At 73.5% G+C, this 13,827-nt stretch carries 10 protein-coding genes; 8 read left to right on the top strand and 2 right to left on the bottom strand.

What is annotated here, in order from left to right; genetic code table 11:
- Positions 1 to 60 precede the first annotated feature (60 nt).
- The 6 genes from NQZ70_RS18395 to NQZ70_RS18370 all read left to right on the top strand — a co-directional run bounded on the left by NQZ70_RS18395 (position 61) and on the right by NQZ70_RS18370 (position 6,797).
- The gene (locus tag NQZ70_RS18395; RefSeq protein ID WP_237245404.1) at positions 61 to 927 is read left to right on the top strand and encodes a hypothetical protein; all 867 of its coding nucleotides are present in this window, start codon (positions 61 to 63) and stop codon (positions 925 to 927) included.
- Positions 928 to 1,085: 158 nt separating this feature from the next.
- The gene (locus tag NQZ70_RS18390) at positions 1,086 to 1,850 is read left to right on the top strand and encodes a HEAT repeat domain-containing protein (RefSeq protein ID WP_237245403.1); all 765 of its coding nucleotides are present in this window, start codon (positions 1,086 to 1,088) and stop codon (positions 1,848 to 1,850) included.
- A 287-nt stretch (positions 1,851 to 2,137) separates the two neighbouring features.
- Positions 2,138 to 3,745, top strand: a complete 1,608-nt coding sequence (locus NQZ70_RS18385) for a hypothetical protein (protein WP_129575373.1) — start codon at positions 2,138 to 2,140, stop codon at positions 3,743 to 3,745.
- Positions 3,746 to 3,756: 11 nt separating this feature from the next.
- Entirely contained in the window at positions 3,757 to 5,205 is a 1,449-nt protein-coding gene (locus NQZ70_RS18380; RefSeq protein ID WP_129575372.1) for a cytochrome c3 family protein, read from the top strand.
- 108 nt (positions 5,206 to 5,313) lie between these two features.
- On the top strand, positions 5,314 to 5,568 hold the full coding sequence (locus tag NQZ70_RS18375) for a hypothetical protein (protein ID WP_020735484.1): 255 nt from the start codon (positions 5,314 to 5,316) through the stop codon (positions 5,566 to 5,568).
- A 77-nt stretch (positions 5,569 to 5,645) separates the two neighbouring features.
- The gene (locus NQZ70_RS18370) at positions 5,646 to 6,797 is read left to right on the top strand and encodes a hypothetical protein (RefSeq protein ID WP_129575371.1); all 1,152 of its coding nucleotides are present in this window, start codon (positions 5,646 to 5,648) and stop codon (positions 6,795 to 6,797) included.
- Positions 6,798 to 6,813: 16 nt separating this feature from the next.
- On the opposite strand, the gene NQZ70_RS18365 is transcribed toward NQZ70_RS18370, so the two are convergent.
- Positions 6,814 to 7,710 (bottom strand): GGDEF domain-containing protein, encoded by an 897-nt coding sequence (locus NQZ70_RS18365; RefSeq protein WP_020735482.1) that lies wholly within the window; start codon positions 7,708 to 7,710, stop codon positions 6,814 to 6,816.
- A gap of 77 nt (positions 7,711 to 7,787) precedes the next feature.
- Here NQZ70_RS18365 and NQZ70_RS18360 point away from each other — a divergent pair, with 77 nt between their 5' ends.
- Positions 7,788 to 8,546, top strand: a complete 759-nt coding sequence (locus NQZ70_RS18360; RefSeq protein WP_237245402.1) for a DUF3105 domain-containing protein — start codon at positions 7,788 to 7,790, stop codon at positions 8,544 to 8,546.
- Positions 8,547 to 8,587: 41 nt separating this feature from the next.
- Positions 8,588 to 13,066, top strand: coding sequence for a sigma 54-interacting transcriptional regulator (locus NQZ70_RS18355; RefSeq protein ID WP_129575370.1), 4,479 nt, complete (start codon positions 8,588 to 8,590; stop codon positions 13,064 to 13,066).
- Between the two features lie 16 nt (positions 13,067 to 13,082).
- Here NQZ70_RS18355 and NQZ70_RS18350 read toward each other — a convergent pair whose 3' ends face one another.
- Positions 13,083 to 13,799: an SCO family protein gene (locus tag NQZ70_RS18350; RefSeq protein ID WP_129575369.1), complete on the bottom strand. Its 717-nt coding sequence runs from the start codon at positions 13,797 to 13,799 to the stop codon at positions 13,083 to 13,085.
- Positions 13,800 to 13,827 lie beyond the last annotated feature (28 nt).

Here is a 13,827-nt window from a genome sequence, read left to right as displayed (position 1 = left end):
GGGGACGCGCCGACGCCGAGCGCGAGACATGGGATGATTCAGCCAAAGACGGGGACAGGCATGATGCGTCGATTCGTCCAAAGCCTCTGCACCGTGGTGGCAGGGCTGACCGGCTGTGCACTTCTGATGACGGCTGCGCCCGCGGAGGCGCAGGAGATCCAGCTGACGGGCCCCCTGGCCGGAGCGCCCGCCGTGCGGAAGCTCCGGTTACACCGCGACGGACGGTTTGAGGTCGCTCCAGGGGCGTCGTTCACGCTGCTGGACGAGTACCGGCGGACGATCATGCCGGGGCTGCGCCTCACCTACCACCTCACCGACTGGTTCGGCATCGGCGCCTGGGGCGGCTACGGGTTCCAGTACAACACCGGGCTGACGGACGAGCTCCAGCGCGTCGCGATCGACAACCGCAACTGCGCCGACCGGCCGTTCACGAAGGCGTGCCAGCTGACCAGGGTCAACCTGACGCGCGGCGACCTCACGGAGGACCAGCTCGCCCAGATCCAGTGGGTCGCGGCGCCGCAGGTCACGGTCGTGCCGTTCCGCGGCAAGCTGGCGCTGTTCGCCGAGCTCTTCGTGGACACCGACGTGAACTTCTTCGCCGGGGTCGCGGCGATCGGGGTCAAGGAGCGCAAGCAGTGCACCAGCAACTGCGCCGAGACCTTCGGCCTCGAGAGCCGCATGGCCATCGCGCCGACGTTCGGCCTCGGCTTGAACTTCTACCCGTCGGACTTCCTCGGGTTCGGCGCGGAGTGGCGCGCCCTGCCCTTCGCGTGGAATACTTCGGGCTTCGACAACCACGGGCTAGGTACGGATGAGGCGTTCCCGGACACCCATGTGGACGACAAGGATCGCGAATTCCACTTCACCAGCATGGTCACCGTGAGCTTGAGCATCCAATTCCCCACCGCCATCAAGACGACGGAGTAGACTTCGCCGGCTCGGTGGCCCGAGCCGTCCCGCCCGGGGCAACCCGGGCGGGGGCGTCCAGTGCCGGGAGCAGCAGGCTCGGCCCTCGGCAGTGGAGCCCGGCGGCGATCGTCGGGCAGCTCGGACCGCGGCGGCGGGACAGCCACCAGAGGTCAGCGTTGGGTATTTTCGATTTTCTCCGCAAAAGCAACCCTCCGGCCGGAGGTGCCCCCTCCGACAACAAGAAGGTGGCCGGCCCGGCCAAGGTCGTCGCGGACAAGCGCGCTCAGACCTACGACCGCCTCGACGCCATCCAGACGCTCGCGGCGATGAAGAACGCCGACGCAGCGGCGGCGCTCCTCAGGCGCTTCACGTTCTCGATCGACCCCTCGATCACGGATCAGGAAGAGAAAGATCTGGCGTTCCGGGGCATCGTCGACGCGGGCAAGGACGCGGTGCCGGCCGTGGTCGAGTTCTGCCTCAAGGCCGAGACCCTCACCTGGCCGCTCAAGGTCCTGCGGGCGCTGCTCGAGGACGACGACTACCGCGCCGAGCTCGTCCGGCTGCTCGATCGGTGCGACACGGAGTATGCGCGCAACATCGAGCCGAAGCAGCAGATCATCATCGCGCTCGGCGAGATCAAGGGCGACGACGTGCGGGTCGCGGTGGAGCGGTTCCTCGACGACGTGAACGAGACGGTCCGGTTTCACGCCGTGCAGACCATCTTCGCTCAGGGCGACGAGGCGAGCGTGCCAGCGCTCGTGAAGATGCTCGCGACCGAGGAGTCGGTGCGGGTGAAGAACAAGGTGGCCGAGGGGCTCATGACCCGCGGCTGGACGGTGCCGGCGGAGCTGCGGAGCGGCGCGAACCAGGCGCTCCAGGACTCGAATGGCTTCAGCGTCGGCGCGGACGGCAAGCTCCGGAAGGGCGCTGGATACGGCTGAACGGCGCGCTTTTGCGACAAAGCTGTTCGCCCTGCGATTGGGTTGACAGCGTTGCCGCGCGTGGACGAAACTCCGCGCCATGCTTGTTCAGCCCTCGGCGGCAGCTGAGCGCAGAGGCCGCGTAGAGCGGCCCGCAGCAGCGGAAAGCGAGCGCAGAGTCCGTGATTGAGCACCGCTCGTCGATGGCGGAGCTCCCGTCACGACGTCGTGAGCCACGCCCCTGCTCCGGCGAGGCGCGTCGAGGAGCGCGCGAGCGGGGAGCGCTGCGCTCCTCGACGCTGCGCGCGATGGCCGCGGCCAGCCTGCTGCCCTTCGCGCTCGCCCCGCGCGGCGCCGCGGCAGCCGACTTCGAGGTCGAGTCGACCACCGGCGTCCAGGCCTACGAGGTCGCGAGCCCCTGGGGAGCCACGAACATCGAGCGACGGCGTCTCCTCCAGACGCTGGGGCTCGCCGTCTACAACATCCAGGGCGACTCGGTGCCAGGCGGGGCCGACTACTCGGCGACCGTGCGGCTCCGGCTCGACGCGGACTTCGGGGTGAACGGCCACCTGGAAGGCGTGCAGCAGGGCGGCGAGACGGACTACAGCGTCGCCGGCGGCTCGCGTTACATCCCGGGGCTGCGCGAGGCGCCGCTCGATCTGATGTACGCGTACGTCGAAGGGCGGAACGTCGCCAGCGGGTGGCTCGGCTTCCGGGTCGGCCGCCAGTACGTGAGCGACGTGCTCGGATGGTGGTCGTTCGACGGCGCGCTCCTCCGGGTAACGACGCCCTATTACGTCCAGATCGAGGCGTACGGCGGCCTCGAGCAGCGCGGCGGCCTGCCGCTCTCGACATCGCGCTTCGAGGCGCAGGGGATGTGGCGCGGCAGCCACCGGGGCTTCGGCGACGACCGGACGCTGCCCGGCAGCGCGGCCGACTACCCGGCGTTCCAGGAGGCGCAGATCGCCCCGGCGTTCGGCGTCGCGCTGGAGAGCGCCGGTCCGAGCTTCCTCCACGGCCGGCTGACCTACCGGCGCGTCTACAACGTGGGGACCGCGATCACACAGCAGTTCCCGGATGCGGACGGGCACGTCCAGACGACCGACGGGTCGCGCATCTCGCAAGACCGGCTCGGGTACGCGGCCAACGTCAACGTGCCCGACCTCGGCGGGCTCAAGGGCGGGGTGACATACGACCTCTACAACGAGCGCGTCGGCTCGTTCTACGGCGGCCTCGAGGTGTACGCGGGCAGCCGCGTCACGCTGGGCGCGGACATCGACTACTTCGTTCCGACGTTCGACGCCGACTCTATCTGGAACTGGTTCACCCACGCGCCCATCACCACGATCACCGGGCGGGCCGCGGTCGACATCACCCGCGAGGTCGATCTCGCCGCCTGGGGTGGCCCGCGGATGTGGATGGCCGAAGGGAACCCGGAGGAGTTCGGCGCCGGCCAGTGCGAGGTCGCGCGGCTCGGGCCGGATTGCGTCGGGACGACGGCGCTCGATCCGAGCTCCGTGGAGGATTACACGCGCGACGAGGAGAACCGCGCCACGACGATGACGACCGACGTGCTCGCGAACGTCGCGGGCCGCTACCGCACGCGGACGTCCTCGGTCGAGCTCCGCGGGATGCTGCAGACCGGGGAGCGCGGGCGCCGGACAGGCGCCGATCTGTCGGGCGAGAAGCGGCTGCACGGGCAGCGCTACGCGCTCGGGGCGCGGGTGTCGCTGTACAACTGGGCGGATCCGCTCCGGCCGGACCGGGACGCGACGTCGTTCGGGTACGTCCTTGGGGCCGGGTACCGGCCGGGCGAGTTCGCAGACTTCAAGCTCGAGTGGGAGCACGACATGAACCGGCTGGTGGGCCAGCGCTTCCGCGTCGTCGGCCTCGTGAATCTTCGGGTGGCGCCGTGAGCGAGGAACGCATGGACGCAACACAGGACGGCCCGCGCGGCGCGCGGCGGGACCACCCGAGGCTCGTTCCGGGGTGGGTCGCGATCGTGGCGTGCCTTGGCGCGCTGGCGCTCGCGATCGTGGGCCCCGAGGCGGCCGCCCAGCCGAAGCCGCCGGCGACGGCAGAAGACGACAGCGCCGACGCGGCCGAGGACGCCGAGGAAGGCGACGCCGAGGAGGGGAAGGTCGCGCACCCGCCGCCGGGCGGGTACAAGTCGGGCCTCCACCCGATGCCCGACGACGCGGAGGTGCCGCTCGCCTGGATGCCGCCCGGGACGAGCGCGACGCCGGTCCCGAGCGACGAGATCTACCCGCCGCAGACGCTGACGATCCGCTTCAACCACAAGAAGCACGTCAAGGGGCTCAAGCAGACGTGCAAGTCGTGCCACGCCGGGGCCTACACGAGCGGCACGGTCACGGACCGGCTGCTGCCGAGCCCGGCGCAGACCTGCGACAACTGCCACGACGTCGATCACTCCGACCTCACCCAGGTGAAGGCGGGGACGAACGAGAACGGACAGTGCGTCTACTGCCACATCGGCGAAGACGCGGGCAGCGGCGGAAAGGTGGCGCCGCTGGTGCTGCCGCACGCGAACCTCCGGTTCCCGCACCAGAAGCACGTGAGCCGGAACATCAAGTGCAGCCAGTGCCACGGCCGGGTCGATCGCCTCGAGCTCGCCACCCGCGAGCAGCTGCCGCGCATGGCGGGCTGCTTCTCGTGCCACAACATGAGCGGCGCGGCCCAGGGCGACGCGAAGAGCGACTGCGACGTGTGCCACCTGACGCGCCCCGACGGGCGGCTCGTGACCGCGTTCGCCACGGGCGATCTGCTGCCGCCGCGGTGGCTGCACAACGCGGGGCACACCCCCGACTGGCTCGAGCGGCACAAGCAGGTCGCCGCGAACGACAGCGCCTTCTGCGGGACGTGCCACAGCGCGAACTACTGCACCGACTGCCATGACGGGAAGATCCGTCCGCGCAACGTCCACCCGAACGACTTTCTCTCGATGCATGCGCAGGCGGCCCGACAGGACAATCCGCGCTGCGTGAGCTGCCATCAGGAGCAGACGTTCTGTGCGGACTGCCATCGCCGGACGGGCGTGGCGCGCGAGGCGCCGAGCGCCGCTCGGCCCGCAGGGCGCCGCTTCCATCCCCCGCCGGCCGAGTGGACCACCGCGCCGCGCAGCGCGAAGCACCACGCCTGGGAAGCAGAGCGAAACCTGAATGCGTGCGTTTCCTGCCACACCGAGCGGGACTGCGCGACCTGCCACGCGACCCGGGGGATCTCGGGCGGGCAAGGGGTGAACCCGCACCCGATCGGGTTCGACGAGAGCAATTGCAAGACCGCGTTCTCCCGGAACCCGCGCCCGTGCCTGGTGTGCCATCAGTCGAGCGACAGGTCCCTGCGGGGTTGCCAGTGAAAAGTCAAAATCGGTCAGTATATTCCTTGCCCTGGCCTTCCGGCGACGGGTATAGCGAAGTGCGCGCGGCTTCCCTAACGATCGCCGCGAACGCCAAGGAGAACGGGCGTGAAGGAGCTGATCAAGTACCTGATCGACAACCTCTATCTCGATTTCCAAGGGGAAATCACGCTGGAGACAGTGCGGGGCTTCCTCCGCGAGGACGACGGACGGGAGGCGCGGCAACTTTTGTCGAAGCTCATCGAGGAGAAAGGGGTCGACGACATGCTGATCACGCTGGCCGACTGTCTCAAAGAACACATCCAGAGCGGGGTGAACGAGAAGGTCGTCCGCGAGCAGCTCTCGCTCTACGCCGAAAGCTGAGCAGGCTGGCCCGTGCGGCGCGCCTCGCTCCCCTCCCCCTCTGCCTGCACGCGGCCCTCGCGACGGCCGGCTGCGACGTGGGGGAAGCCTCGTACCAGCCGATCGACGCCCCCCCTGTCCACCTGATCGAGGCGCGGGCCACGACCGACCTCGACCAGAATTACCAGCCTGTCCGCACCCCGCTCGCTCCGGACGGCAGCACCGTGGTGCTGTCGACCGCGAGCTTCGTGCTCAAGTTCGATCGCTTCCTGCTGCCCGGCTCGGTGAGCGGCGCGGTGGGGCCCGAGTCGCTGTGCGTCTCGGGCGATCTCGCCAAGCAGGTCCGGACGTACGCGGACTGCGTCAACCCGATCCCGCTGGCGCCGACGTACAACCCCGTCCAGCGGGAGGTCATCTTCCGCCAGGTCGAAGGCATGCCAGGGCTCGTCCCGGGGACGCGGTACGCGCTCACGGTCCTGGGGCCGGTGGACGACGCGGCGCCGTCGGGCATCCGCGCGTTCGACGGCGCGCCCCTGGCCGAGAGCCAGCGCATCGAGTTCACCGTCGCGGCGACAAACCCGCCCCAGGCGATGCCGGAGCGCCAGCCGAGCGGCGACTTCTACTGCCAGCAGGACCTGGAGTGCATCGGGCGCACGCCCGACTGCCAGGGCGATGCTCCGAAAGACCCGACGTGCTTCCCGTGCGTGAAGGGCGCGGCGAAGCTCCTCAACGCCTGCGCGGGGTGCCACAGCGACGCGAACGCCGCCGCGGGGCTGAACCTGGCCGTGGCTGCGCTCGATCCGACCGTGCAGCAGTTCCGATACAACAGGGTCGAGCCGCTCTACGAGACCGCGATCGGGCACGCCGCGCACCAGACCCAGATGGGCGAGCGCGCGCACGTGGGGGAGAAGACCCCGGAGCGCTTCGGCAGGGCCATGCCGCTCATCGACCCGGGAAACCCGGGGAACAGCTACCTCCTCTACAAGATCATCGTCGGGCAGATCGCGGTCGACCCCTCCCTGCCCGCCGACCAGGCCGAGCGGCTCCGCGAGGAGATCGAGCGGCTGCGCGCCGCGTTCGTCATGGGGCTGCCCATGCCGCCCCCGGCCTACCCCGCCTCGTTCTGGTTCCACCCCCAGGCGTCGGCCGATCAGGAGGTCACGATGTACGTGGACGGGATGGACATCCTGACCGCGTGGATCCTCGACGGCGCCGAGCCGCGCGACTGCTCCGTTCCGCTCCCGCCCTGACGGCGCCCGCGCGCCGTCACATCACGCGATTCCGCCCGCCCTTCTTCGCGTGGTAGAGCCGCTCGTCGGCGCGGCGGTAGAGCTCCATGGGCGAGACCGGCGCGTCCGGCGTGATGCCGGCGACGCCGAAGCTCGCGGTGACGGCGATCTCGCCGTCCTCGAAGCGGAACGGCGTGCGCTCCACGAGCGCGCGCAGCTTCTCGGCGACGTGGCGCGCGCTCTCCACGGGGATCTCCGGGACGAGCAGCGCGAACTCCTCGCCGCCGACGCGCGCGAGGACGTCGTCGCGGCGGACGTTCGCGGCGGCGAGCGCGGCCATCTGCCGGAGCACGGCGTCGCCCGTGAGGTGCCCCCGCGTGTCGTTGATGCTCTTGAAGTGATCGATGTCGAACATGATGAGCGCGAGGTGGCGATGGTAGCGGCAAGCCCGCGACACCTCGCGCTCGAGCGCGACCTCGAAGGAGCGCTTGTTGTGGACCTGCGTCAGCCCGTCGAAGGTCATCAGGCGGTAGATCTCTTCGTGGTACGAGAGCTCGACGTTTCCCCCCTGGATGAACTTGAAGATCGTCCGCCCGATCTTGACCTGGTCGCCGTCCTTGAGGGCGCGCTCGTCGATCGAGACGTCGTTCACGTAGGTGCCGTTGGTCGAGCCGAGATCGCGGACGACGTAGCCCATCCCGTTCCAGGAGATGCGCGCGTGCCGGCGGCTCACCGCCTCGTCGTCGAGGGGGATGTCGGTCTGGATCGCGCGCCCGCACTCGATCGACCCCGTGCCGAGCGCGATGCGGCGCCCGAGCTCCGTGCCGTAGATCACGACCAGGCACGCGGTGCCAGGCTCCACCGGAAGCGCCGGCGGGGCGATGGACGTGCAGGTGACGAGCGTCTGCCGATGATCGTTCTCTTGCTTCGCCACGCTGGAGGCCCCAAGTACACCAGAGCCGGCGTTCCGGGGCAACGCACGTCGCGCGTCGGACATGGTAGGCTGCAACCATGAAACGCTGCGGTTTCGCGCAGATGTGGGTCGCCGCCGCGGCGGCCGCCGCGCTGTCCTCTCCCTTGACCGGGTGTGGTCAGAGCGCGCCCCCGATCGATGAGAGCGACGCTTCGTCGCAGCAGCCCGAGACCGTCACGCTCTCCCCGGACGCCCCGCCGCTCCCGGGCGAGGCCGAGTGCAAGGTCGTCGTCCAGACGGGGATCCGCGTGGCCTCCGCGCAGCACGTGTCGGAGTGCACGCCCGTCCAGTACGAGACAAACCCGCCGAGCGGCGGAGATCACTGGGCCATCTGGGCCGAGTTCAAGCGCTACAAGGCGGAGGTCCCGCGGGAGATCTACGTGCACAACCTCGAGCACGGCGCGATCGTCCTCGCCTACCGGTGCCCGTCGTCCGGCTGCGCGGAGGTGGAGGCGATGCTCGAGGAGGTGCGGACCGAGGCCGCCTCGGATCCGAAGTGCCTCACGCTGCCCGGAGGGCCCGAGGCGCGCCTCGTGATGACACCCGACAGCGCGCTCGACACCCCCATCGCCGCCGCGGCCTGGGGCGCCACGTACACCGCGACGTGCCTCGACAAGCCGTCGCTCGCGCGCTTCGTGGCGGAGCACTACGGCAAGGGCCCGGAAGACACGTGCAGCGACGCGGCCGCCGTCGACGTCGATCAGCCAGAGGGCGGCGCGCCGAGCTGCGGAGACGCGCCGCCCGGCGCGGGCGCGGGCGCGGGCGACGCGGCCGGCGGCGGCCCGCCGGAGCCGTAACCAGGTTGACAGGTGCCTCGCCGCCCAGGAGCATTCCCGGGATGAGCGAGCCGTCGACCGTGACACCTCGGTTGACAGAGCGCTTCCGCCTGCTGGACGTCGCGGGGTCGGGCGGGTCGGCCGAGGTCTGGAGGGCGGTCGACCAGGAGCGCGGCGGCGCGGTGGCGCTCAAGGTCGAGCGACAGGGCCGCGGCGCGCCCGCGGAGGAGCGCGCCGCCGCGCGGCGGGCGCTCGCCCGCGAGGCGCTGCACGCGGCGCTCGCGCTCTCGCCGCGGCTGCCGGAGCTCGTCGACGTCGGCTGGCTCTCGGCGCGCGCCGGCGTCGCGCGCGTCGAGGGCGCCCCCGGCGCGGAGGGGCGCGCGTTCGTGGCGATGCGCTGGATCGAGGGGCGATCCGTCGCGGAGGCCGTGCGCGGCCTGCCCCAGGGCGAGCGCGCGGCGCTCTCGCTCGCCGTCGCGCGCGACGCGGGCGAGGCGCTCGGCGATCTGCACGGCATCGGCCTGGCCCACGGGGATCTCAAGCCGGAGAACCTGATCCTGACGCCGGAGGGGCGGATCGGGATGATCGACCTGGGCCTCGCCTGCTCGATCCACGAGACCTCCGTGGAAGGGGCGACGCTCAGGTACCTCGCGCGCCACGACGCGGAGCTCGGGGACGCGCGGGCCAGGGATCTGCTCGCGCTGGGGACGCTGCTCGCCGAGATCGCGCTCCCCGGCGTGGCCGCCGCGGACGATCCCATCGAGGCGGCGCGCGCCGCGGTGGCGGCGCCGAGCGCGGCCGGGCCCGCGCTCGACGCGATCTGCAGGGCCCTGCTGTCGCCGTCACCCGGGGCGCGGCCGTCCTCGGCGTGGGTCACCGAGTCGGCCCGCGCCGCGCTCGCCGGCGCGCAGCCGGCCCGCGCGCCGCTCGCCGGGACGCCGGCGCTGCGCGCGGGCCGCGATCCCGGGGCGCCGGGCGAGGAGCGCGATCGGCAGGACCGCGACGCGCGCCGCGTGCGCGCCGCCTACCTGCGCCTGCGGCGGCACGAGCTCGAGGCGGCGCTCGGGGTGCGCGACGACGTGGCCTCCTGGCTCGCGGACGCGTTCGCGGTGGTCCAGCGGGCGCGCGCGCTCTCGAGCGCGGACGTCCGCGCGGGCGGCGCCGCGGCCCGCGCGGGCGCGCCGCAGGGCGAGGGGCCGTGGCTGGGCCGGCTCGGCCCGGACCGCGTGGCGCGGTGGCTCACCGCGCTCGTGGGGACGAGCGCCGCGGCGTGGCCGATGGCGACCCTCGCGGCGGCGCCGGAGCGCGCGCTCGCGGACGCGCTCGTCGCCCTGGCGCGGCAGGTCCCCCCGCGGGCCTGGACGTTCGCGGACGTCGAGGCGGCCGTGCTGGGGCACGGCGCGCGGCGGGCCGCCGCGGCGGCGCGCGCTCGCGGCGGCGCCGGCGAGGGCGCCGCGGCGCAGGCCACCTCCGCGGCGGAGGCGGCGGAGCTGGCGCTCGCGATCGCGCGGGTGCCGCCGGATCCGCTCGCGCTCGAGGCGATCGAGCAGCGGGACGACGCGCCCGCCAGCCTGGTCGTCGCCGCGGCGAACGCGCTCCGGCTGCGCGGCGATCTCGGGCGCGCGCGGAGCCTGATGCTGCGCGCGTCCGCGCGGGGCGCGACGGAGTCCGCGGCGCTCGCGGCGGAGGTCCTGCGGCGCGCCGGGGATCGCGCGCTCGCCGAGGAGCGCGCCCGCGCCGCCATCGAGGCCGGCGCGGACCCGGACGGGCGCGCGGCCGCGGTGCTCGCGCGCATCGCGATCGACGCGGGGGCGCTCGGCGCGGCCGAGGCGCTCGCCGGGGAGGCGGCCACCGCGCCGCTCTGCGAGGTGCGCGCGCTGATCGCGGCGCTGCGCGGCGACGCCGCGCGAGCGCTGTCCGAGGTGGCGCGCGGCGAGGCGCTCGCGAGCTCGGTCGAGGAGCTCGCGCGGATCGCCGCCGTGCGCGGGTACGCGCTGCACGCGAGCGATCCGGAGCGGGCGCACGCCTCGTTCAGCGCCGCGGTCGACTACGCGGTGCGCGCCGGGGCCGTGGTCGAGGAGGCGACCTACCGGACCGGGGAGGCGGCGGCCGCGGTGGATCTCGGCGATCTCGAGGGCGCGATCGCGACCTCGACCCGCGCGGCGCTGCTCTGGGAGCACCTCGGCCGGCCCGCTCAGGCGGCGCGCGCGCTGCTCGCGTGCGCGGCCGCCTACGCCACCGCGGGCCTCGCGCACGAGACCCGCCGGACGGCCGAGGACGCCATCGCGCGGGCCCGCGACGCGGGCGACGCGAAGGCGGAGGCCTACGCGCTCTGGGCGATCGCGGACGTGGCCGCCGCGCGCGGCGGCGACGGCGTCGCGGGCGCGGATGCCTGCGCGCTCCCCGACGCGCGCGCGGCGGCGGAGCGCGCGGCGGCGCTCCTCGCCGGAGGCTCCGCGGACGACGCGCTCCGGGCGGCCGCGCGGCTCCTGCGCCACGGCGCGGGCGAGATCGACGCCGCCCGCGTCGAGGAGCTCGACGAGCGCGCGAGCGGCCCGGATCTCGCCGCGGCGTCGCGGCTCGACTGGTGGGGGGCGCGCGCCGCGCGCGCGCTCGCCGCGGACGACATCGGCGGCGCCCCCGCCGAGGCCCCGCTGCAGGGCGGCGCGGCGCGCCCGGCGACGGACGGCGGGCGCAGCGACCGCGTCCTCGCCGCGCTCGCCGCGCTCGCGGGCGCGCGGGCGCCGATCGCGTCGCGCGGCCCGGCGCTCGCGGCGGCGCACGCGCTCGCGGTCAAGGCGGGGCAGACGGACGTCGCGCACCGGGTGCGCGCGGCGCTCGCCGAGGCCGCGCGCGAGCTCTGCCGGCGCACCGCGGACGCGGGCGCGGCGGAGCCCACGGCCGGCTCGCCGGGCGCGCCGGGGCTCGCCGGCGCGGTGCGGTCGCTGCCGTGGGTGGCCCGGGCGCGGGCGCTGCCGGAGGCCGGCCTCGGGCCCGAGCAGGCGCGCGATCTGGAGGCGCTCGTCGGCGCGCTCGGCGAGCGCGAGCGCCTCGCGCCGCTGCTCGACCGGGTCGTCGACGCGCTCGTGCTCTGGACGGGGGTCGAGCGCGGGCTCTTGCTCCTGCGCGCCCCGAACGGGCGCCTCGTCCCGCGGGCGGCGCGCAACCTGGCGCGCTCGCGCCTCGGCGCCGAGCAGCTCGCGCTGTCCGAGACGCTCGCGCGCCGCGCCCTGGAGGCGCGCGAGCCGGTGGTCGCCGTCGACGCCGCGGGGGAGCTGCCGAGCGTGCACCGCAGCGTGCACGCGCTGAAGCTCCGGAGCGTGCTGGCCGTGCCGCTCATCGCGCGCGGCGAGGCGCTCGGCGTCGTTTACCTCGACGATCGCGTGCGCCGCGGCGCCTTCGGGGCGCAGGAGCTCCGGTGGGCGCGCACCATCGCGTCGGTCGCGGCGCTGGCGATCGCCGACGCGCGCGCGCAGGTGGAGCTGCGCCGCGCCGCGCGCCGCGCGGAGCGCGCCTCGTCGCGGCTCGCCGCGGAGCTCGCGCGGCGCGAGGCGGAGCTCGACGCGGCGGCGCTCGAGCTCGCCAGGGCGCGCGGCGGCCGGGACACGCGCTACCGGTACGACGCCATCATCGGCGAGAGCGAGCCCGTGCGCGCGATGCTGCGCCTCGTGGATCGCGTGACCGCGTCCGAGGTGCCGGTGCTCATCCACGGCGAGTCCGGCAGCGGCAAGGAGCTCGTGGCGCGGGCCATCCACCACAACGGCCCGCGCGCGGCGCACCCGTTCGTGAGCGAGAACTGCGGCGCGATCCCGGAGGGGCTGCTCGAGTCGGCGCTCTTCGGGCACGTGCGCGGCGCGTTCACCGGCGCGGATCGACCGCGGGCCGGGCTCTTCGAGGTGGCGGATCGAGGCACGCTGTTCCTCGACGAGATCGGCGAGATGAGCCTCGCCATGCAGACGAAGCTGCTGCGCGTCCTCGAGGACGGCCTCGTGCGGCCGCTCGGCGCGGACCGGGCGCGCAAGGTCGACGTGCGCGTCATCGCCGCGACCCACCGCGATCTGGAGGCGCTGGTCCGCGCCCGCGCCTTCCGCGAGGATCTGTTTTACCGGCTGAACATCATCACGATCCGGGTGCCGCCGCTGCGCGAGCGCGCGACGGACGTGCCGCTCATCGTCCAGCACCTCGTCGCGAAGCACGGCCGCGGCCCGGTCCGGGTCACGCGCGGGGCGATGGATCGGCTCTCGGCCTACGGGTGGCCCGGCAACGTGCGCCAGCTGGAGAACGAGATCCGGCGGGCGATCGTGCTCTGCGACGGGACCATCGATCGAGAGCACCTGTCGCCCGACATCGCGCACGGCGGCGGCGCGGCGCCGCGCGAGCTCGGCCTGAACGTCCGGGCGAGGATCGACGCGCTGGAGACGGAGCTCGTGCGCGACGCGCTGGAGCGCACGCGCGGGAACCAGACGCAGGCCGCCAAGCTGCTCGGGCTGTCGAGGTTCGGCCTGCAGAAGATGATCAAGCGGCTCGCCATCGAGGCGTGAGGCGAGCCCGGGCGCGTCACCGCTGCTTCACGAGGGCGCCGGCGTCGCGCAGGATCGCGGGGATCCCCTCGTCGTTCGCCTCGTAATAGCCGCGGATCACGCCCTCCTGGTCGACCAGCACCAGGCGCTCGCCGTGGAAGATGCTGAAGAGGCCCGGGCTCGTCTCCTGCTTGCCCATCGCGATCTTGAAGCCCTTGAGGATCGTCGACTCTATCTGATCGAGAGGGCCTGTCAGGAGCGTCCAGCGCTCGAGCGGGAGCTTTTGCGACGCCGCGTAGGCCGCGAGCACCTCCGGCGTGTCGTTCTCCGGGTCGACGGTGAACGTCACGAGGTGCAGCGCGTCCCCGAGATCGCGCCCCCGCTGCTCGATCTCCTTCATGCGCTGCGTGAGCTTGGGACAGACGGTCGGGCAGGTCGTGAAGATGAAGTCGGCGATCCACACCCGGCCCCGGAGCTGCTCCAGGCCGAACCGCTGGCCGCGCTGATCCGTCAGCTCGAAGGCCGGCAGCGGGATGCGGACCGCGGGCGCCTCCGCGGCGTGGCCGCGGACCGCGCGGCCGACGAAGAACGGCACGACGAGCCCGACCAGCGCGACGAGCGCGATCCAGAAGAGCGGCCTGCGGGTCAGCGCCCTGCGCCGGGGCGTCGGCGCGGGGGCGCCGCCGGACGGAAGCAGCTCGCTGGCCGGTTCTGCGGGAGGAGGAGCGCCGTTCGCCTGGCGCGTCGGCTCCATGGCAACCATCCGCGGACGCTTAAGGGCC

It is taken from the genome of Sorangium sp. So ce836, from assembly GCF_028553905.1.
In the GTDB taxonomy this organism is placed as follows: domain Bacteria; phylum Myxococcota_A; class Polyangia; order Polyangiales; family Polyangiaceae; genus Sorangium; species Sorangium cellulosum_D.
The sequence above is the reverse complement of the archived record's forward strand: the minus strand, read 5'-3'. Positions and strand labels throughout refer to the sequence as shown.